Raw genomic sequence first — 19,526 nt, 5'->3', positions numbered from 1 at the left:
CCCATGTTCCTCCCCCGTGCCGCCCCCCTGGCGCTGACGCTCGTGCTCCTGTCCGCATCGACCGCCCTCGCACAGGGCGTGCCCTCCTCCACCAGCGAGCCTCGCGCCGTGGAGGTGGACGTCCACGCCACCGACGCCGGCCAGGCCCTCTCCGCCGAGGACGCCCTCCGCCTGGGCTTCTCCCCGGACGCAGGTGACACGGCGCTCGTGCCGCCCAGCCTCACCGCCGACGCTCCCGCCGCATGGCCTGAAGGACTGGAGGGCACGCCGGGCGAGGTGGAGCTGGAGCTGCTGGTGGACGTGGAAGGCCGCGTCGCGGAGGCGAAGGTGGTGCGCGCCGCCGCCGAGCCTCGCCTTACCGACGCGGCGCTCGCCGCGGCCCCGGGCCTGCGCTTCATCCCGGCCACACTGGCTGGCACTCCCGTGGCCGTGCGCCTTCCATTCGTCTACCGGTTCACGCCGCCCGTGCAGGTCCCCGCCTCCACCACACGCATCACCGGCGAGGTGCGCGCACGCGGCACGCGTCGCCCGCTACAGGACGCGGCCTTCTTCCTGGACGGCGCGCTCCAGCCCGCCACCACCACGGACGCTCGGGGTCTCTTCACGGTGGACGTATCGCCGGGCTCGCACACGCTGGAGGTCCGCGCTCCTGGCCATGCGACGACGGTGTTCACGGAGACGCTGACGCAAGGACAGACGCTCCAGGTCGTCTACCGCCTCCAGCCTCGCGAGGTGAACCCCTACGAAACCGTCGTGCGCGACGAGCGTCCACGCACGGAGGTCACCCGCATCAGCCTGCACGAACAGGAGATCCGCGAGGTGCCCGGCACGCTGGGCGACCCGTTCCGCGTGGTGATGCTGATGCCGGGCGTGGGCAGTCTCGCGTCAGGCATCAGCTATCCGGTGGTGCGTGGCAGCCAGCCCGCCGCCACGGGCTTCTTCCTGGACGGCGTGCGCATCCCGATGCTGTACCACCTGCTGCTCGGGCCCGCGGTGGTGCACCCGGACTTCATCGACACCGTGGACTTCTATCCGGGCACGCCGCCGGTGCAGTACGGCCGCGTGCTGGGCGGCGCGGTGGAGGGACGCCTCAGCCGCCCTCGCGAGGACCGGCTGCACTTCACCGCGTACGCGGACCTGCTCAACGCGGGCGGCTTCATCGAACAGCCCTTCGAGTCCACCGGCACCAGCGTCAGCCTGGCGGGCCGCTTCAGCTACTCCGCGCTGCTCATCTCGCTAGCGGCCAATGCCTTGCAGAAATCGGAAGCGGAGCGACTGCGCGCGGGCTTCTGGGACTACCAGGCGCGCGTCGAGCAGAAGGTGGGTAAAGGCCGCCTGCGCCTGTTCGCGCTGGGCAGCTCCGACGACGTGGGCATCTCGCCGGAGCTGCGGGCCGAAGCGGACGGAGCCGGCGTCGTGTCGCGCTTCCACCGCATCGACCTGCGCGGCACGCACCCGGTGGCGGACGGCGAGGGCGAGGTCGGCATCACGCTGGGCTGGGACGGCCTGGGCCTCACCGGCGAGCGGACGCGCGACACCGGTGGCGACCTCTTCCGCGAGAAGGTGGGCGAGTACGGGCTGCGCCAGGCGAGCATCGCCGCGCGCGCGGGGTGGCGCCGCACGCTGACGTCCTCGCTGGACCTGGCCGTGGGCGCGGACGTGGAGCACCGCCGCTCCGCCACCACGCTCATCGGCACCGCGCGGCCTCCGGGCTGGCGGCCCTCCGACGACGCGGATCCGCTCAAGCGGCCCAGCGCGCTGGCCACCTTCTCCGGCGCGTATGCGTCCGTCACGTGGAAGCCCTCGGAAGACTGGGTGGTGACGCCGGGCCTGCGCGTGGATGCGTACCACCTGGTACCGGGCATGACCTTCACCGCGGTGGAGCCGCGCCTGTCCGTACGCCGCACACTGACGGACACCCTCACGCTCAAGGGCGGCGCGGGCCTGTTCCACCAGCCGCCCACCGTGCTCGTGCACGTGCCCGCCATCGACACCGCGAGCCTGCGCTACGGCCTCCAGTCCGGCGCGCAGTTCGACGTGGGCGCGGAGTGGAAGGCCTTCGAGGGGCTGGAGCTGAGCGCGGACGCGTACTTCAACCCGCTCTCCCGCGCGGTGGAGTTCGACCTGGTGGACGTGGCGGAGAACCGCCGCCGCCGGGGCGGCCTGGGCGAGGACCCCGCCACCACCGGCTACGCCTACGGCTTCGACCTGATGGCGCGCCATCCGCTGGGCCGCCACTGGTTCGGCTGGGTGTCCTACAGCTTCCTGCAGAGCAAGCGGAAGGCGCGCTTCGCCCGCATCGGCGACGACAACCGCGTGCTGGAGACGGTGGAGGGCACGCTGCCCTTCGCCTTCGAGCAGGCGCACACCTTCAACGCCGCGCTCAGCTACAAGTTCGGCAACAACTGGACCGTGGGCACGGTGGTGCACTTCAACACCGGCCGTCCGGAGACGGGGCAGCTCACCTCCCAGACGCAGCGCTGGGTGACGAACGGCGACGGCTCGACGGAATGGGTGCGGCAGGACCTGGACCGCACGCAGCGGCTGGCGCCGTTCTTCCGCGTGGACGCGCGCATCGCGAAGTCGTGGGCCTACCAGGACTTCACCCTGGACGCGTCACTCGACGTGCTCAACCTCTCCGCACAGCAGGAGGTGGTGGCCTACGAGTACCGCTCCGAAGGCGGCGACTACGAGGGCTCCCCCCACAAGGACGTCCGCCCCGCGCGGGTCCCCATGCGCATCCCCGTCATCCTCCCCCTCTTCGGGCTCAAGGCGACCTACTGACATGCGACGCGCACTCGTCACTTCCCTGGGACTGCTGGCCTTCACCACCGCTGGCTGCGACCGCCATCCCGAGGACCCCATCTTCGCGTACGGCCGCGCGCTCCACCGCGACGGCACGCCGCGCTCCGGCGAGACGCTGACCCTGGAGCGGCTGGAGGACGACGTCTTCACGCCGCTCACCACCGCCACCACGGAGGCCTCGGGCGACTTCACCCTGGAGATGCTGTCCGGGGACGCCGTGCGCGAGGAGGACTACTACAGGCGCTCGAACCGCCTGCGGCTGGCGCTGCCGCTGGACGCGGACGGCAGCGGCACCTTCCTCTCGTTCACCCTGCAGGACGACGTGGAGCTGCCCACGCTGAAGCCGTGGGATGCGCGCCCGATCGTGGGCAGCAGCGACCAGGGCCCCACCGTGGCCTTCCCGCCCGCGCCCCCGGCACCTCCCGTGCCGGAGACCGGCGACACGCTGGAGCTGCTCGCCGACGACGGTTCGACGATTCCCCTGCTGCCCACCGCCCCGGAGCCCCTGCTGTGGGTCACGTCCGGCGGCGAGCTGCTCTGGCGGCGGAAGGGCACGGAGTCCCCATGGACGCCGAGCCCGTACGTGCTGGAGGACTTCGCCGCGCCCCAGGTGCGGCTGCGCGCCGCCAGCATGGGCTCGTGGTTGTTCTCTCCGCTGGGCGGTGAGCCCAGCTCCGTCTATTTCCGGCAGGAATGGCGCACCGGCGCCGAACCGCTGCCCGCAGGGACGCTGCGCCCCATCAGTCGCGGCGCGACGTGCGAGCCGTCCTTTCCGGATGTCTGTCCATGGACGGATGGCCTGCTCACCCCGGTGGACTTCTGGGAGAAGGAGACCGACCCCCGCTTCCACAACGTCGTCATCACCCTGCCCCAGCCGGCCCCGCCGCGCCGCGCGGTGGTGCGCGGGCTGTACTACCTGCAAGGCAGGGGCGGTAAGGATTGGCTCGTCCTGGAGGGCAGTGTTGACGGCGAACAGTGGCAATCCCTGGCGCGCGTCGTACTGCGGGACATGAGCCCGCTGGAGCAGTCCCTGCGCGATGCGACGTTCGGCCTCTACACCGAGCCTGCCGAGGGGGCATCTCCCTATGGGGACGGGATGCTCCGCCTGGGCGTCCAGGAGCCCGTCTTCCAGGACGTGCCCCTCTCCAGCACCGGGCCCGTGCGCTTCGTGCGGCTCTCCGTGGAATCTCTTGGCTACGACGGAACCTCCCCACCTGCTGAGTTCTATACCCTCTCTGAATTGTCCATCTTTGAATAGTCATTACGGATGACCATCCAACCCCCGGAAGTTGCTTGTCTGGGTGGAGCCCGGGAGTCCTGCCCAATCAAATAAATCAAGAAATAAAGGGCGAACCGTTCTTCACCTGCAGCACCGCTCATTCGTGCCCGAGGAGGGCCCTGATGATTGCGCTGACCTGGACGTATGGGCAGCTCCTCAAGGGATTGACGGAGCGGGTGCGCCGGGTGCTGCTGGTGCAGGTGCTCATCCTGGCGCCGAGCTTCGGGGTGCTGGAGCTGGAACCATGGGGTCCTTCGCACCGAGGGCTTTCCCTGACACGTCTGGCGCTGTGGGGCTGCGCCGTAGGGCTGTTGTGGGCCCTGCACCGGTATGCCTTCGGGCGCTCGCGGGTGGCTTCGTGGCAGCGCGTGGTGTGGGTGACGGCGCTCTGTTGGCTGGGGCAGTGGCTGGGCGGCTTCGTCGCGCTGGAGGCACTGCCGCGCTCGCTCCAGCAGTGGTCCGAGGCGCGATGGATCCACGTGGGCTTCACCGTGCTGTTCTTCTGGGCGGCGACCGCGCTGCTCTACCGGCTGGCCGCGCCCATGCCGGAGCCTGAAGCCGTTCCCGCCGCGCCCACGGGCCCCCAAGCCCCGTCCGGCAAGAAGCGCTTCACGCGCGCGGAGCGTCCAGCGGGAGCCTGAGCCTCGCGCGGCAGCCTCGGCCGTCCGTGCGGTTCTCCAGGCGCAGGCTGCCTCCGTGCGCTTCGGCGATCTGCCGGCTGAGCGCCAGGCCGATGCCACTGCCCTGGGGCTTGGTGGTGAAGAAGGGCACGAAGAGGTTCGCGGTGTCCGAGAGGCCGGGGCCCTCATCCTCCACCCAGACCTCCACCGCGCCCGGCGAGTGCACCGCCCAGGAAACCCAGACACCGCCCACGCCCTCTTCCGACAGGACCGCGTCCACTGCGTTGCGCACCAGGTTGATGAGCAGTTGCTCCAGCTGGTCTCCATCTCCGGACACGGTGAGGACGGGGCCAGGGCGCACGGCGACGGGGCGGCGCGGCTCCAGGGCCACCACTCGCCGCACCCAGGGCTCCACTTCGACGGGGCCCAGCGTGGGTGGAGGCAGGCGCGCGAGCCGCGCGTGGGCGGACATGAAGCGGGACAGCGCCTCCGCTCGGCGGGCGATGATGCCCAGGCCGTGACGGGTGTCCTCCTCCCAGTCCGCGGGGCGCGGCACCTGGGTGACGGTGTCTCGGAGGGCGTCCGCGATGGATTGGATGGGGGTGAGGGAGTTGTTGATCTCGTGGCTGAGCACGCGGACCAGCCGGCGCCAGGCTTCGCGTTCCTCCTCGCGCAATGCCAGACGCAGGTCGGTGAGCACGACGAGTTGGTGGGGCTGGCCGCCTTCGCGGAAGGTGCCTCGCCACAGTTCGTAGGGGCCGCCGTCCTGCTGCGCGAAGACGCGCGTGAGGCGGCGGGGGGCGGGGCCTTCCAGCAGGTCGCTCCAGCCGAGGGCTTCGGCGCGCTGGCCCAACAACTGCGCGCGCGGCAGACCCACGAGCCGGGCGCCCGCGCGGTTCACCAGCTTGAGGGTGCCGGAGGCGTCGAAGGCGAGCACCGCGACGTCGATGGCCTCCATGATCTGCCCCAGCAGCGCGCCGGCCTCCATCGCGCCCAGCCGCTGTTCGCGCAGGGTGTCGCCCAGGGCGTTGACCTCCAGGAGCACCTCACCGAGCGGATCGCCCGCGCGCCCGCCCCTGCCCCGCACGGAGTAGTCCCCTTCGCGCAGGGCGGCCAGCAGGCCCGCGACGGTGTGCAGGGGGCGCACGACGCGCTCTCGGAGCGCCAGACAGGCTCCGGCGTGGATGCCCACCACCAGGACGGACAGCGTCCAACGCACCTTGGCGGTGAAGTCCCCCGTCCAGAGGAGCGCGAGCGTGACGAGGACCGCGGGCAGACCCGCGAGGACCGCGAGCCACATCACTCGAAGGTCGTACGGCACGCGCGCGTTCGATTCGTGCGCATCCTGCGCGTGCTTCGTGATGCGCGAGTCGTGCGGCGCCGGAACCTGCCGCTCCTCCTCGTGCGTCTTAGCGCTCGAGCCTTGCGGTGCTGGCTCCGGCCTCGCCTCTGCGTGCGTCGCAGCGCTCGGACCTTGCGGTACCGGCCCCTGCCGCGCCTCCGAGTGCGCAGTGCCGCTCGGGGCGTTCGGCGATGGCGCCCCGCGCTCCTCCTCGTGCGTCGTAGCGCTCGGGCCTTGCGGCTCCGGGGAACCGCGTTTCACCTTGCGCCCTTGATGCCGTAGTACTGGAGCCGCCGGTAGAGCGCGCTGCGCGACAGGCCCAGCGCCTTCGCTGCTTCGCTCACGTTGCCGTCATGCCGGCCGAGGGCGCGCTCGATGAGGTAGCGCTCCACCTCCTCCAGCGTCATCTCCTCCAGGCGCGTGCTCCCTCCGCCCGGCGGGCCCATCCGCTTGAGCAGCAGGTCCTCCGCCTCCACGCGGTCCCCCACCGCCATCAGCAGCGCGCGCTCCACCGCGTGCTCCAGTTCGCGCACGTTGCCCGGCCACGGATACGCGATGAGCGCTTCCAGTGCTCCCGGTGCCAGGTGGATGTTGGGACGGCCGTAGCGCTGTCCCTGCGCCGCCAGGAAGTGCGTCGCGAGCAACGGGATGTCCTCGCGCCGCTCCCGCAGCGGCGGCAGCTGCACCTCCACCGTGTTGAGCCGGTAGAGCAGGTCCTCGCGGAAGCGGCCCTCCGCCGCCGCCCGGCCCAGGTCCACGTTCGTCGCGCTCACCACTCGCACGTCCACGCGCCGCGTCCGTGACGAGCCCACCGGGTGCAACTCCCCCGTCTGGAGCACCCGCAGCAACTTCGCCTGCTGCGTGAGCGGCATGTTCCCAATCTCATCCAGGAAGAGCGTGCCGCCGTCCGCCAGTTCGAAGCAGCCGATGCGGTCCGCCTTCGCATCCGTGAAGGCTCCCTTCACGTGACCGAAGAGCTCGCTCTCGAAGACGCCCTCGGACAGGCCGCCGGAGTTCACCGCGACGAAGGGCCGGTCCGCGCGCGTGCTCGCCGCGTGGAGGAGCCGCGCCACCACCTCCTTGCCCGTGCCGTGCTCCCCTGTCACCAGCACCGGCGCGGACGACGGCGCCACCCGCTCGATGAGCCTGCGCACCGGCAGCATCGCCCGCGACTCGCCCACCAACGGAGAGCGTCCGCCCTGCTCGCGGCGCAGGTGCTGGTTCTCCTCCTCCAGCCGCCGGCCGCGCTTCAACGCCCGGGACAGCTCCAGCTGCGTGCGCAGCGTGGCCAGCAGGCGCGTGTTGTCCCAGGGCTTCTGCACGTAGTCGCGCGCGCCCAGGCGCATCGCCTCCACCGCGCCCTCCACGCTGCCCCACGCCGTCATCACCACCACGGGCAGCAGCGCGTCCCTCGCGCGCAGCTCGCCCAGCAGGTCCAGGCCCTCGCGCCCGGACGTGGTGTCGCGTGCGTAGTTGAGGTCCATCAACACCAGCTCCACGTCCTCCGCGTCCAGCGTGGCCTTCACGCCCGCGGGGGACTGCGCGCTCACCACCGTGTAGCCGTCGCGCTTGAGCAACAGCCGCAACGCCTCCAGCACGTCCGGCTGGTCGTCGGCCACGAGGATGCGGGTGGTACGCGGAGAGGAAGCGGTGGGTTCGGACACGGAGGACGCCACGGTGATGAACTGTGCCAGAAAGGAGGGAGGTCAGTCGGCCCGGAGCGCGATGATGGGGTCCACTCGCGTCGCCCGTCGAGCAGGCAGCCACGACGCCCCCAGCGCCACCCCCGTCAGCAGCAGCGCGACCCCGCCGAACGTCCACGGGTCGTCCACCGACACGCCATACAGCAGCGACCCCAACAGCCGCGCCAGTCCCAAGGACAGGCACAGCCCCACCGCCACGCCCGTGAGCGACAGCCGCAGGCCCTGCGCCAGCACCAGCCGCAGCACGTCGCCTCGCGCCGCGCCCAATGCCATGCGGATGCCCAGCTCCCGCGTGCGCTGCGTCACCGAGAAGGCGATGACGCCCGACAGCCCCAGCGCCGCGAGCAGCAGCGCGACGCCCGCGAACAGGCCCATCACCAGCGCGGACAACCGCCGGGGGCCCGTGGACTGGTCCATCCGGTGCGTGAGCGAGGACACGTCGAACAGCGGCAGGTCCGCGTCCACCGCGCGCACCTCCGCCTCCACCTGGGCGCGCAAGGCCTCCGGGTCCCCGGACTTCACGCGCAACGCCAGGCCCATGTACACGGACGGCAGCTGCGACAGCGAGTAGTACGCCGCCGGGCGCGCCGGCACGTCCAGGCCCCACTCGCGCAGGTCGTCCACGACGCCCACCACCGTGGTCCACTGCATGTCCTGGCCGTGCAACTTCAACCGCTGCCCCAGCGCGTCGCCCTTCGGCCAGAAGAGGTCCGCGAAGGAGCGGTTGATGACCACCGCCCAGGGCGCGTCCGGCCCATCCGAGTCCTCCAGCAACCGCCCTTGCCGCAGGTGGACGCGCAACGCGTGCAGGTAGCCTGGGGTGAGGGCGCGGAACTCCACCGCCTTCCACAGCTCGCCCGGCTGACGCGGACGCCCGTCGATGTCGAAGCTGTTGTCCATGGCGCCCCCCAGCGGGAGCACGTTCGTCAGCCCCGCGGACTCCACGCCCGGCAGCGCCTGGAGCCGGGGCAACAGGGCCTGCAGGAAGGCCGCCTGCTTCGGCCGGTCCGGGTACTGCACCTTCGGCAGCGCGAGCGCCCCGGTGAGCACGCCTTCGGACTCGAAGCCCGCGTCCACGCGCTGGAGCGCGAGGAAGCTCTTCACGAACAGGCCCGCGCCCACCAGCAACACCAGCGCGAGCGACACCTGCGCCACCACCAGCGCGGCGCGCAGCCGGCTCGTGCGGTGGCTGCCTGTTGCGCGTGCGCCTTCACGCATCGCCGCGTGCAGGTCCACGCGGCTGGCCTGGAGCGCGGGCACCAGCCCGAAGAGCACGCCCGTGAGCACCGACACCGCCAACGTGAAGAGCACGGAGGCCACGTCCAGCTTCACGCCATGGGCCCGGGGCAGGCCCTCGCCCACCGTGGCCACCAGCGCATCCGTGCCCCAGAGCGCCAGCAGCAGCCCCACCGCGCCCGCCACCAGCGACAACACCAGGCTCTCCGTGAGGAATTGCGCCACCAGCCGCATCCGGCCCGCTCCCAGCGCCGCGCGGATGGACACCTCGCGGCCTCGCGACACCGCCCTCGCGAGCAGCAGGTTGGCCACGCTGGAGCACGCCACCAGCAGCACGAAGCCCACCGCGCCCCAGAGCAGCCACAGCGTCTCGCGGACCCCGCCCACCACGTGGTCCTCCAGCGACTTCACGCTCATGGACCACCCCGCCTGCTTGTACTGGTCCACCAGGTCCGCCGAGCGCGCGTTGCCCATGTGCACCAGGTCCGCTCGCGCCGCGTCCAGCGTCATGCCCGGCTTGAGCCGCGCCATCACGCTCAGGAAGCGGTTGCCGCGCCGGGACTCCTCCTGCTGCTGCGGCGTGGGCGCGAAGGGCAACACGACCTCCGTGTCCTCCGGGTAGACGCCACCCGGGGGCAGCACCCCCACCACCGTGTGCGGCACGCCGTCCAATCGCAGCTCACGCCCCAGCACCTCCGGGTCCTTCGCGAAGTGCGTGCGCCACGCGGCGTCCGTGAGCACGACGACCTTGTCCTGACCCGGCGTCTCCTCTTCTTGCGTGAAGCCCCGGCCCAGCACCGGCGAGACGCCCAGCGTGGGCAGGAACGACGCCGTGGCGATGACGACGCGCAGGCGCCGGGGCGACTCCGCACCGGTGAGCGTCATGTCGTCGGGCCGGAAGGCCGACAGCGACGTGAAGGCCTTCGTGTGCGTATTCAGGTCTCGATACTCGGGGATGGAGTTCGACACCTCTTTGAGGCCGAAGGCGTCGAAGTTCGGGGCCAGCAGCACCAGCCGCTCCGGCTGGGTGAACGGCGGCGGCGTGAGCAGCACTCCCTTCACCACGCTGAACACGGCGCTGTTCGCGCCGATGCCCAGGGCCAGTGTCAGCACCGCCACCGCCACGAAGCCAGGGGCGTTCTTCAGGGAGCGCCACGCGTAGCGCAAGTCACCGAGCAGGTGTTCCATGGCCGTGTCCCCGCTTCAGCGCAGCTGTTCGTCCTGCACGACGCGGCCGTCGAACAGGCTCACCGTGCGCGTGGCGATGCGCGCGTGCGCCGGGTCGTGCGTCACCATGCAGAGGGTGGAGCCCGCCTTGTGCAGGTCGGACAAGAGCTGCATCACCGCCTCGCCGTTCTTCGAGTCCAGGTTACCGGTGGGCTCGTCCGCCAGGAGGATGAGGGGGTCTCCCGCCACGGCGCGCGCCACCGCCACGCGCTGCTGCTGACCGCCGGACAGCTGCCCCGGCAGGTGCCGCGCCCGGTGCGCCATGCCCACGCGCTCCAGGGCCCGCTCCACGCGCTGCTTGCGGTCCTGCGCGGGCAGTCCCCGGTAGGTGAGCGGCAGCTCCACGTTCTCGAAGACGGTCAGGTCGCCGATGAGGTTGAAGCTCTGGAAGATGAAGCCGATGTGCTGGTTGCGCACCTTCGCCCGGTCCGTGGGCGACAGCTCCAGCACGCTCCGGCCATCCAGCAGGTAGCTGCCGCGCGTGGCGGTGTCGAGCAGCCCCAGCACCGCGAGCAGCGTGGACTTGCCAGAGCCGGACGGGCCGACAATGGCCACCCATTCGTTCTGACGGATGGTGAGCTGGATGTTGGAGAGGGCGTGCGTCTCCACCTCCTCCGTCTCGAACACCTTGGTGAGCCCATCGAGTTGGAGCAGCGCTTTGCCCGGCACCGCACCCGGGGCCACGGCCTTCGCATCGCGGTCGTTCGTCATCGTCGTCATCATCGCAGCCTCACGCGCTCCACCGCATCCCACGCGGTCATGTCCGACAGCACCACCTGATCGCCTTCTGAAAGTCCCTGCACGACCTCCACCGCGTTCACCGAGCCGCGGCCCAGCTTCACGGGGATGCGCACCGCCTCGTCGCCTCCGGGCAGCAGCCGGAAGAGCGCCAGCGTGCTCTCCGACTGGGCTCCCGCCGGACGGCCCACGGACAGCACGTCGTCCAGCCGCTCCAGCTCCACGGTGCCCTCCACGGTGAGGTCCGGACGGGCGCCTTTGGGCAGCGCGTCTGGCAGCGACACCTCCACGCGCACCGTGCCCTGGCTGGCCGCGGGGGCCACTCGCGCCACGGTGCCCTCCACCACGCCGTTGCGCGTGTCCACCTGCGCCTTCAGGCCCGGGAGGATGTCGCGCGCCTGCGTCTCCGCGATTCTCAGCTCCGCCTTGAGCCGCTCCGGCTTCACCACCTTGGCCAGGAGCACGCCGGGCGTCACCCACTGGCCCAGCTCCAGCGGCAGCTCCTGGAGCACGCCGTCCTCGCCCGCGAGCACCTTCATGGACTCCACCTGCTGACGGCGGAAGCGCGCCACGGCCTTCAGCCGCTCCACCTGCTCCTGCTGTGAAGCCAGACGCTGGCGCAGGCTCTGGGACATGACGTCCAGGCGCTGGCGCTCCAACTCCAGACGCTGGCCCGCCTCCTGCGCCTTCTCCTGCGCCTGGCGCGTCTCCAGGTCTCCGACGAAGGCCTTCTGGAAGAGCGTCGCGTTGGCCTGGGCGCGGCGGGTGGCGTCAGCGGACTCGGCGGTGAGGGCGGCCACGGTGGCCTGCTGGGACAGCCGCTGCGTCTGGAGCAGCTCGCGCAGCTCCAGGAAGTCGCCCTCGGCGCTCGCGAGCTGGCGTTCGGCCTCCAGGGCCTGGAGCTGCACGTCCGGGTTGGACAGCTCCATCAGGAGCGTGCCCGCGGTGACGGTGGCGCCGGGCTTCACGTGGATGCGCTCCACTCGGCCGGCGGTGTCGGCGGTGAGCCAGCGGATGGATTCGGGCACCAGCGAGCCGGTGCCCTTCACCTGGCGCACCAGCGGGCCGCGCTTCACCGTGTCCAGCCACACCGAGGCCTTGTCCACGGTGGGCGCGGCGGGGCGCAGCCGGGACAGGCCCACCGTCACCGTCACGAGCGCGGCGAGGCCCAGGGCGGCCAGGAGGTAGGGTTTGCGGCGGGGTGCTCGGGCCTTCGGGATGTCCACGCCCCGGGCCATAGCGAGCCGTGTGCCAGCGCTTCGAGCCGGGCCAAGTACCCGGAAACACGAGGGTGGCGCGAGGGAGGCCGGCGGCGTTGACCGCTTGCGCGAAGGGCGCGTCCCAGGAACGGACACCGCGAAGAAGTGTGCTGAGGGTGAATAGAAACAGCGTCAGGCCGTCTGCTTGCTCGATTCAATTCCCACACAATTTCGAGGAACACCCCATGCGCTCCACCGCCCTGCGGACGCGCGCCGGCATCCTGCTGGCCGCCACCCTTCTGCCCTTGTCCGCCTTCGCTGATGCCCTGTACCTCCAGCTCACGGACGTGGGCAGCGAAGTGGACGCCAGCGGGCTGACCGCGAGCACCGTGGCGGAGCGCACGCGCTACGGCATCGAGGAGGCGCTGAAGAGCGCCACCACGGAAGCCATCCTGATGGACCCCCAGCACGAGGGTTCGCCCGACGTGACGGTGAGCGCGAAGGTGACGCGGGCCGGGGAGAAGTACCGGCTGACGTATCAACTGGCCACGACGCACGCGCCGGTGCGCACCAAGACGCTGTCGTACGACTTCGCCAATCCCAGCCTGAGCGACAAGGGCTCGGTGGTGATGGCGCAGGCGGTGCTGGCCGAGGCCCAGAAGCTGGAGGCCGCGAGCCAGGAGACGCCGGTGGCGACGGGCGAGGTGCCCGCCGCGGCGGACTCGGACTCGCTGGTGTCGGAGCGTTCGAGCAACGACGCGTCCCGTTATGAGGGCATGGCCGGGGACTCGATGGGGCGCGAGACGGAGAGCCCGCAGCTGCCTCCCCGGCGCGGTGGCCGGACGAACCTGGACCTGGGCCTGGCGTTGGGCTTCAACAGCCCGTCCGGCATCTTCGGCGGCGAGCTGGAGTACCGGGTGGCGCCCATCCTGGGGCTCAACCTGAGCGCCGGCACGGGCGCCTGGGGCTTCCGCGTGGGTCCGGTGGCGCGCCTGTATCCGCTGGGCGAGGTACGCACGAGCCCGTTCCTGGAGGCGGGCATGAGCTTCAACATGGGCACGACGTCGACGACCACGCTCACCATCGGCGACGAGTCCGAGGTGTACACGACGGAGAAGCTGTTCACGCCGGTGGCGACGCTGGCGGTGGGCATGCGCCAGTCGATGGGCCCCATGTACCTGGGTCTGCGCGCGGGCTGGGGCTTCCGCCTGCGTGAGGACAACTGGAGCACGTCGGACGGCCGCGACCCGAACCTCTTCGACGCGCTCGACATCGGCACCAGCCAGCACGGCGGCTTCCTGTGCAGCGTCACGCTGGGCATGTCGATCTTCTAATCAACGTCAGGCAGTGATGACCTCCAAATGGCCTGGAGCCCGGGACCGGGGCCGGTCGCGCACGACGATCTGGACATCACTCCCCAGGAGGGTCAGGAAACGGATCAGCCGCTCCGTCGAAAAGCCCGCCATGCGTCCACGCAGCAGGGCCGAGACCTTGGGCTGATCCACTCCCAGCAGCTTCGCCGCTGCTGCCTGGGTCAGCTTCTTCCTGGCGATGATGTCCGCGATCCTAGCGACAAGCTCCGCCTTGGCCAGAGCCTCCTCTGGCTGAGCGACCTCCAGGTCCCGGAAGACATTCCCACTGCTGGCCGTGAACTTCGGTCCGCTCTTCATTCTGGGTCTTCTTTCTCAGCGTGTTTCCGGGCCGCGTGAAGGGCTTCCGCCGCCTTCAGACGGAGCTTCACCAGATCGATGTCCTGCTTGGGAGTCTTGATTCCCTTCCTCGACTTCTTCTGGAAGGCGTGCAGCACGTAGACGACTCCCTTCAGCTTGACCGTGTAGACCGCTCGGAAGGTGTCACCGTCGAAGTCCTCGACGACCTCCAGCACTCCAGCCCCCTTGAAGCCGGTGAGGGGCTTTGCGTCCAGGTGTTTTCCTCCTGTCTGGGCCAGATGTAGCGCGTAGCCCATGACGCCTCGCACCTCTTCAGGAAACGACTTCAAGTCCTCCAAGCTGCTTCCCACCCAGATGAGCGGCCTCGCCATCTTTAGAATCATGCCAATTCTGGCATGTCGCGGCAACCGGACCAGGAAGCGAGGTGTAGGCTGCCCAGCAACCGCTCGAGGCGGAAGCCCTTGGGATGGCGTATGATAAGAAGAGCATCTCAGTGCTGTAGTGCTGTTGAGGCCAGCCTCCATGACGGCAAGGAGGGCAGCCCCTCGTCCTTTCCGCAGACACGAGGAGACCATGAAAATCACCCACATCAAGGCGATGTTTGGTCTGGATCCTTCAGAACAGCGCGTATCGACGCCACGAGGAACAGAGAAACAATTCCTTCGCATCGCAAGACAGATTCAGGGGCACGCCGGCCAGTTGCTGGCGATCTATGTCCCGGAAACCACACTCCCGGTCTACTGCTCACCTGAGTTTACGGGTCGAGTGGTTGGGGCTGTGCGCTTGCCGCTGCTTCCTGCGGGGGGTCTGGATCCGATCCTGAGCGAGGGATGAGCTGACAGGCCATCGAGCGGCCGTGAGCCTGCGCATCGGCACGATGGAAGGCGTCTGGTGGGTTACCTCGATGGAGGTGGCAAGATGCCGAAGGTGACGCTCGAGGTTTCGGAGGAAGTCGCGCGGTTGCTCAAAGCCATGGAAACGAAGCTGCGGCGAGAGGCAGAGGCGGGGCGCAGCTTCGGGGAGGTGGACCCAGTGGGTGCGCTGAGCGCCATCGACGAGGCAGCCGAGACATTGCAGCGCGATGAGAAGCGGAGGTTGCTTCGAGGCTACGACGTCGACGCCCCCCGGCTCCGGCTCGCGGGCCAGCTCCACGCCCGGGTTGGCCGGTACACGGCGGCGTACAAGACGAGGCAAGGGGCCGTCGAAATAGAACGCAGCCTCTACCGAGAGGTGGGCGTCAGGAATGGCCGCACGGTGGACGCCATCAGCCTGCGCGCCGGGTGTGTGGCCGATGGCTGGCTGCCGGAGGCGGCGGTGCCCATGGGGTACCTGCTGGCCCGGGGCACCTCGCGCGAGGCGCAAGCGACGGCGCGCCAGATGGGCGTGCTGCCCTACTGCCGCGCCTCGTTCGAGCGGATGGGCCATGAGGTGGGGGCGTTGTACAGCCACCAGCGGCCCCGAGTGGAGGCGGCGCTGGCCGAGGCCCTGGAAGCCCCCGAAGGGACGCACAGCGTGAGCGTCAGCCTGGACCGGGTGGCGGTGCCCATGGAGGAGCCGAAGAAGCGGCCCGTGGGACGGCCGCGCAAGGGCGCCCCCCAACGCCCGGTGGACGTTGTCTGGCACATGGCCTACGCCGCCTGCCTCGTCCTCCATGACGCCCAGGGCGAAGCGCTGGGCGCCGTGCGCTATGGCCGGATGCCTCATGGCGATGCCCGGGGACTGGCGGAGCGTCTGGCCCGCGACGTCCAGGCGCTGGTTTCCAGACAGCCCTCCCTGTGCGTCGCCACCCTCACCGATGGCGCTCCCGAACTGCATGCATTGCTAGACGAGGCGCTCTCCACCCACGCTCCCGCGGCCAAGGAGGTGGTGCGTCTGGTGGACTTCTGGCACCTGCTGGAGAAGCTCGGGGCCGCGGCCCTCGTCGTGGCAGGGGAGCAGAATGCCTCCGCCCTGCGTGAGAAGTGGAAATGGTCCCTGCTCAACACGCCCGGAGCGGTATGGACTCTCGTCAGTGCGCTGCACGCCAGCGGCAAGCGGGACGTCGTCCTCGGCGACCGCCGCCCGGTGCACGAGGCGCTCACCTACATGGAGAACCACGGGGAGCGGATGCACTACGCCGAGGCACGAGCGCATGGGCTGCCCATTGGTAGCGGCAACGTGGAGGCCACCTGCAAGTCTCTCGTCGCAATGCGCATGAAGCGCCCAGGTGCCCGCTGGAAGGAGGAGTCCGGCCAGCACATCCTCGACCTCCGCGCTCTGGTGCTCTCGGACCGTTGGGACGCCGCCATGACTCTCATTCTCGCGCCACGGCGCGCTCGGGTGCGGCGCGCCGCGTGATCAGGATGGGAGCCACACCCCCTGCGGGCAGCGATCCGAAGGACTACAACTTCTTGGACTTCGGCGGCATGAACCGGTGGCCTGTGGGCTGGCCCTGCGAGGTCGTCGCGGCGCCCCCTGTGACAAAGTGTCCACGCCTTAGAGACCTTGTGGCGGCGGAATTACCGCAGTACACGTTCGCTCAGTACACAGCGATGTTTGAGCACGGCCCGTTCCCTCTTCAAGACAAGATGGCCCGCAGGCTTGAGGCAGCACTGCTCTCGCAGGAAATGCGCCCGTCGGATCCTCGGCGTGCGCATGCGATTCTCGAACTGAATCGTCGCTGACACAGACTCATCATCATGTCCGGAGGATCAGGCGGCGCTACGGGTGGGGCGCTGGCGCCGGTGAGCCCGCGTCCTGCCAGGAGAGCGGCAGGAACGGGGAGGGCCCGTTGCCCAGCGCATCAAGGGACGCGCCGCCGGGTTCTCCGGGCGTGGAAGGCACACCGGCATCCTCGGGCTTCGCGACATCGGGCTGACCGTCGATGAGCCGCCGGAGGATCCGGCCATCCCGGTGGATGGCGTAGCTCGCGCCGGAGTCCAGCGCGGGATGTGCGCGGCCACAGGCCTTCGGATCTTCATCGATGCGGATGAAGATAACGTCGCCCTGCCGGACGACGCGGTACTGCTGGGATTCCCAGCGGCTTCCACAGGACACGGTGGTGTCCTGCGGCGGAAGCAGGTCCCTGGCGGCGACGGTGAGGGCTCGCAGGGTGTCTCCACCCAGTTCGTACACCGTGCCTTCGGTTCCCAGAGAGACAGCGGGCTGCGCGAAGAACAGCGGGAAGGTGATGGAGAGGTCCTCCTCGTAGTTCACAGGAGACGGCGCGGCGGCTCTCATGCAGCCCGCCAGCATGAGCACGGAAGCCAGGATGGAATGGGTCTTCTTCATGAAGGCTCCTGGCGGCTACTTCTCATCGATCCGGTAGTGCGTCTCATCCTGCCAGGTGACCGTACCCAGCACTTCCTGACGCCATCCACTGCTGACTCCCCCGGTCCACTTCTTCAGTTCACCCGTCACCGGGATGTACTGGAAGAAACCGTCGCACGAGGGATGGTCCAGGTCATCGGAGTTCGAGAAGAACGCGACGATCGAAAGGGGAACCTTCTTCCCGCCCAATTCCATGACCCAGCCATGGACGCGTCCCATGGAGACGATCATCCGAAGGTCCCCGTCGGAGAGATGCCCTTCATAGGGATGGTTGTGCAGAGCGAAGACGTACTTGAGGCTTCCAGGCGGGAACCGGGCATCGTCGACGGTCTCGGGCAGCAGACAACTGCGTCGGCGGTCCAGGTCATCCTGGGCTGACTGGTCCGTCAGCATGCTCATCTCGTACTTGCTGGCAGGCGTGTAATACAGCCAGGCGCAGTACTCCTTCGAGACGCGCCAGCGGACATCGAAGGCCTGGGTTCCCCTGCGTCCCGCGGTCGCATGGGGCTGGGAAAGAATCACGGGACACGCGGCCATCAGCGCGTCGGAGAAGGTGTCGAACTGGCCGAAGCCGGGCATCGGTCCCGGAAGACTTGTCAGCCTCTCTCCAGGTCTGCCCCGGACGACACCGGGCGTGGGCTGGGGCGCGGAACACGACAGGCTCGCGAGCAGCCCTGTCATCCACAACCATCGCCAACGCATGGACATACACCCAGCGTATCACGTCCAGGTAGGCTTGCGCCATGCCGGCCTCCCTGCTTGAAGTGTTCCTGGACCACGCCCGTCACGAGCCCTCGCGTCCGTTGCTCTCCTTCGAGGGGACTTCGTACACGCGAGGTCAGCTGGCGCAGCGGGTCACCGCGTTTGCTCGCGGACTCAAGGTCCGGGGACTGGTTCCTGGCGACCGCGTCGCGCTCTTCCTGGAGAACAGCGACGCGTTCGTCATCACGTGGCTGGGTGTCCAGGCCGCGGGCTGCGTCGCCGTGCTCGTCAATACGGCATACCGCCAGGTGGAGCTGGCCCACATCCTCTCCGACGCGGAGGTGAAGGTCTGCGTCACCGGCGCGGCCGGCGCCTCGGAGCTGGCTCCGCTCCGCGACCAGCTTCCGTCGCTGCAATGGCTCATCACCGTGGAGCCGCCCCCAGCGGAGTTCCCACTCCCCACCGTGGCCTTCGACGCTGTCGTGGAACTGGGCGCCGCCTCCACCGCGGCCCTGCCCCTGCCCCACGCGGAGGATCTCGCCGTGCTGGGCTACACGTCCGGCACCACCGGCCGCTCCAAGGGCGCCATGCTCCAGCACCGGCAGCTGCTCTCCAACGTGCGCGCCGTCACCGAAGCGTGGCGCTGGACCGACGCGGATCGGCTCCTGCTCACCCTTCCGCTCTTCCACACCCACGGCCTCATGGTGGGCCTCCACGGCACCCTCTTCACCGGCGCCAGCGCGGACCTGCGCCGCCGCTTCGTCGCTTCCGAAGCGCTCACCGCCCTGCACGACGACGCGTCCCTCACCCTCTTCTTCGGCGTGCCCACCATGTACGGCCGCCTCCTGGAGGAGTCCCGCCGCACCGGCGTGACGCCGCGCCGCTTGCGCCTGTGGGTCTCCGGCTCCGCCCCCTTGAGTCCCCAGCTGTGCCTGGACATCAAGGCGCGCTTCGGCGCCCGCATCCTGGAGCGCTACGGGATGACGGAGACGATCATGAACACCACCCAGCCCTACGACGGCGAACGCCGCCCCGGCACCGTGGGCATGCCCTTCCCCGGCCAGGAGGCCCGCGTCGTGGACGTGCGCTCCCGCCAGCCCCTGCCCCGCGGCGAAACAGGCGAAATCGAAGTCCGCGGCCCCCACGTCTTCACCGGCTACTGGCGCCGTCCGGACGCCACCGCCGAAGCCTTCGACGCCGACGGCTGGTTCCGCACCGGCGACCTGGGCGAATGGGACCCGGACGGATTCCTGCGCATCACCGGCCGGGCCCGGGAACTCATCATCAGCGGTGGCTTCAACATCTACCCCCGCGAAGTCGAAGAGGTCCTCACCGCGCACCCCTCCGTCGCCGAGGCCGCCGTCCTGGGCATGCCCGACCCGGACTTCGGCGAGCAGGTCGTCGCCGTCATCGTCCCCCACCCCAGCGCTCCCACCGACGCCCAGGCCCTGGTGGACTGGTGCCGCGAACGGCTCGCCGCCTTCAAGAAGCCGCGCCGCGTCGTCTTCACCGACGCCCTGCCCCGCAACGCCCTCGGAAAGGTCCAGAAACACATCCTCAAGGAGCGCCTGGCCGGCTCCCAGGCCACATCCACCGCCACCTGACCAACAGAACGCACACCGTCCCCTGGCCGAACTGGCGCGCGGACCTACCTTCTCCCGCGAGAGAAAATGGAGCCACCGCCTGACGTCCGACC

16 protein-coding genes are annotated in these 19,526 nt (G+C 69.9%); 7 read left to right on the top strand and 9 right to left on the bottom strand.

Annotated features, from left to right (window positions below; translation table 11 throughout):
* The 3 genes from D7Y15_RS34945 to D7Y15_RS34935 form a co-directional block, all read left to right on the top strand.
* Positions 1–2,784: TonB-dependent receptor (locus tag D7Y15_RS34945; protein WP_233605209.1), on the top strand; the 2,784-nt coding region annotated here is incomplete at its 5' end.
* 1 nt (position 2,785) lies between these two features.
* On the top strand, positions 2,786–4,063 hold the full coding sequence (locus D7Y15_RS34940; protein WP_121755288.1) for a hypothetical protein: 1,278 nt from the start codon (positions 2,786–2,788) through the stop codon (positions 4,061–4,063).
* A 143-nt stretch (positions 4,064–4,206) separates the two neighbouring features.
* Positions 4,207–4,725 (top strand): hypothetical protein, encoded by a 519-nt coding sequence (locus tag D7Y15_RS34935; protein ID WP_121755287.1) that lies wholly within the window; start codon positions 4,207–4,209, stop codon positions 4,723–4,725.
* Here the strand turns inward: D7Y15_RS34935 and D7Y15_RS34930 are convergent.
* The 5 genes from D7Y15_RS34930 to D7Y15_RS34910 all read right to left on the bottom strand — a co-directional run bounded on the left by D7Y15_RS34930 (position 4,694) and on the right by D7Y15_RS34910 (position 12,176).
* Positions 4,694–6,004, bottom strand: a complete 1,311-nt coding sequence (locus tag D7Y15_RS34930; RefSeq protein ID WP_121755286.1) for a PAS domain-containing sensor histidine kinase — start codon at positions 6,002–6,004, stop codon at positions 4,694–4,696. The two genes, D7Y15_RS34935 and D7Y15_RS34930, sit on opposite strands and share 32 nt — an antisense overlap.
* Positions 6,005–6,303: 299 nt before the next feature.
* Complete coding sequence (locus D7Y15_RS34925) at positions 6,304–7,710, bottom strand: sigma-54 dependent transcriptional regulator (RefSeq protein WP_233597420.1); 1,407 nt, start codon at positions 7,708–7,710, stop codon at positions 6,304–6,306.
* Positions 7,711–7,752: 42 nt separating this feature from the next.
* Entirely contained in the window at positions 7,753–10,173 is a 2,421-nt protein-coding gene (locus tag D7Y15_RS34920; protein WP_121755285.1) for an ABC transporter permease, read from the bottom strand.
* 15 nt (positions 10,174–10,188) lie between these two features.
* Positions 10,189–10,923 (bottom strand): ABC transporter ATP-binding protein, encoded by a 735-nt coding sequence (locus tag D7Y15_RS34915; protein WP_199733941.1) that lies wholly within the window; start codon positions 10,921–10,923, stop codon positions 10,189–10,191.
* A gap of 8 nt (positions 10,924–10,931) precedes the next feature.
* Positions 10,932–12,176 (bottom strand): HlyD family secretion protein, encoded by a 1,245-nt coding sequence (locus tag D7Y15_RS34910; protein WP_121755291.1) that lies wholly within the window; start codon positions 12,174–12,176, stop codon positions 10,932–10,934.
* A gap of 218 nt (positions 12,177–12,394) precedes the next feature.
* Here D7Y15_RS34910 and D7Y15_RS34905 point away from each other — a divergent pair, with 218 nt between their 5' ends.
* Positions 12,395–13,483 (top strand): hypothetical protein, encoded by a 1,089-nt coding sequence (locus D7Y15_RS34905; RefSeq protein WP_121755284.1) that lies wholly within the window; start codon positions 12,395–12,397, stop codon positions 13,481–13,483.
* Between the two features lie 6 nt (positions 13,484–13,489).
* On the opposite strand, the gene D7Y15_RS34900 is transcribed toward D7Y15_RS34905, so the two are convergent.
* Entirely contained in the window at positions 13,490–13,819 is a 330-nt protein-coding gene (locus D7Y15_RS34900; RefSeq protein WP_121755283.1) for a helix-turn-helix domain-containing protein, read from the bottom strand.
* Positions 13,816–14,202: a type II toxin-antitoxin system RelE/ParE family toxin gene (locus D7Y15_RS34895; RefSeq protein WP_199746017.1), complete on the bottom strand. Its 387-nt coding sequence runs from the start codon at positions 14,200–14,202 to the stop codon at positions 13,816–13,818. The genes D7Y15_RS34900 and D7Y15_RS34895 overlap by 4 nt, the downstream gene beginning before the upstream one ends.
* A 190-nt stretch (positions 14,203–14,392) precedes the next feature.
* On the opposite strand from D7Y15_RS34895, the gene D7Y15_RS44405 reads away from it, so the two are divergent.
* Positions 14,393–14,653: a hypothetical protein gene (locus D7Y15_RS44405; RefSeq protein WP_148712942.1), complete on the top strand. Its 261-nt coding sequence runs from the start codon at positions 14,393–14,395 to the stop codon at positions 14,651–14,653.
* Between the two features lie 84 nt (positions 14,654–14,737).
* Positions 14,738–16,156, top strand: a complete 1,419-nt coding sequence (locus tag D7Y15_RS34890; RefSeq protein ID WP_121755282.1) for an ISKra4 family transposase — start codon at positions 14,738–14,740, stop codon at positions 16,154–16,156.
* 363 nt (positions 16,157–16,519) lie between these two features.
* Here the strand turns inward: D7Y15_RS34890 and D7Y15_RS34885 are convergent, their stop codons facing one another.
* Together D7Y15_RS34885 and D7Y15_RS34880 are read right to left on the bottom strand one after the other, a co-directional pair.
* Positions 16,520–17,089 carry a hypothetical protein gene (locus D7Y15_RS34885; RefSeq protein WP_121755281.1) on the bottom strand — a complete coding sequence of 190 codons (570 nt, stop codon included), beginning with the start codon at positions 17,087–17,089 and terminating at the stop codon, positions 16,520–16,522.
* A 15-nt stretch (positions 17,090–17,104) separates the two neighbouring features.
* Positions 17,105–17,707, bottom strand: a complete 603-nt coding sequence (locus D7Y15_RS34880) for a hypothetical protein (RefSeq protein WP_121755280.1) — start codon at positions 17,705–17,707, stop codon at positions 17,105–17,107.
* 164 nt (positions 17,708–17,871) lie between these two features.
* Between D7Y15_RS34880 and D7Y15_RS34875 the strand changes: the two genes are divergently transcribed.
* Positions 17,872–19,434 carry an AMP-binding protein gene (locus D7Y15_RS34875; RefSeq protein WP_121755279.1) on the top strand — a complete coding sequence of 521 codons (1,563 nt, stop codon included), beginning with the start codon at positions 17,872–17,874 and terminating at the stop codon, positions 19,432–19,434.
* Positions 19,435–19,526: the final 92 nt, after the last annotated feature.

It is taken from the genome of Corallococcus sp. AB030, from assembly GCF_003668965.1.
GTDB classification, from domain to species: domain Bacteria; phylum Myxococcota; class Myxococcia; order Myxococcales; family Myxococcaceae; genus Corallococcus; species Corallococcus exiguus.
The sequence above is the reverse complement of the archived record's forward strand: the minus strand, read 5'-3'. Positions and strand labels throughout refer to the sequence as shown.

Coding starts and splice junctions, on each gene's coding strand:
- D7Y15_RS44405 (WP_148712942.1), top strand. CDS start 14,393: ATGAAAATCACCCACATCAAGGCGATGTTTGGTCTGGATCCTTCAGAA.
- D7Y15_RS34875 (WP_121755279.1), top strand. CDS start 17,872: ATGCCGGCCTCCCTGCTTGAAGTGTTCCTGGACCACGCCCGTCACGAG.
- D7Y15_RS34885 (WP_121755281.1), bottom strand. CDS start 17,089: ATGAAGAAGACCCATTCCATCCTGGCTTCCGTGCTCATGCTGGCGGGC.
- D7Y15_RS34905 (WP_121755284.1), top strand. CDS start 12,395: ATGCGCTCCACCGCCCTGCGGACGCGCGCCGGCATCCTGCTGGCCGCC.
- D7Y15_RS34880 (WP_121755280.1), bottom strand. CDS start 17,707: ATGCCCGGCTTCGGCCAGTTCGACACCTTCTCCGACGCGCTGATGGCC.
- D7Y15_RS34900 (WP_121755283.1), bottom strand. CDS start 13,819: ATGAAGAGCGGACCGAAGTTCACGGCCAGCAGTGGGAATGTCTTCCGG.
- D7Y15_RS34920 (WP_121755285.1), bottom strand. CDS start 10,173: ATGGAACACCTGCTCGGTGACTTGCGCTACGCGTGGCGCTCCCTGAAG.
- D7Y15_RS34935 (WP_121755287.1), top strand. CDS start 4,207: ATGATTGCGCTGACCTGGACGTATGGGCAGCTCCTCAAGGGATTGACG.
- D7Y15_RS34895 (WP_199746017.1), bottom strand. CDS start 14,202: ATGATTCTAAAGATGGCGAGGCCGCTCATCTGGGTGGGAAGCAGCTTG.
- D7Y15_RS34940 (WP_121755288.1), top strand. CDS start 2,786: ATGCGACGCGCACTCGTCACTTCCCTGGGACTGCTGGCCTTCACCACC.
- D7Y15_RS34915 (WP_199733941.1), bottom strand. CDS start 10,923: ATGACGAACGACCGCGATGCGAAGGCCGTGGCCCCGGGTGCGGTGCCG.
- D7Y15_RS34890 (WP_121755282.1), top strand. CDS start 14,738: ATGCCGAAGGTGACGCTCGAGGTTTCGGAGGAAGTCGCGCGGTTGCTC.
- D7Y15_RS34930 (WP_121755286.1), bottom strand. CDS start 6,004: ATGTGGCTCGCGGTCCTCGCGGGTCTGCCCGCGGTCCTCGTCACGCTC.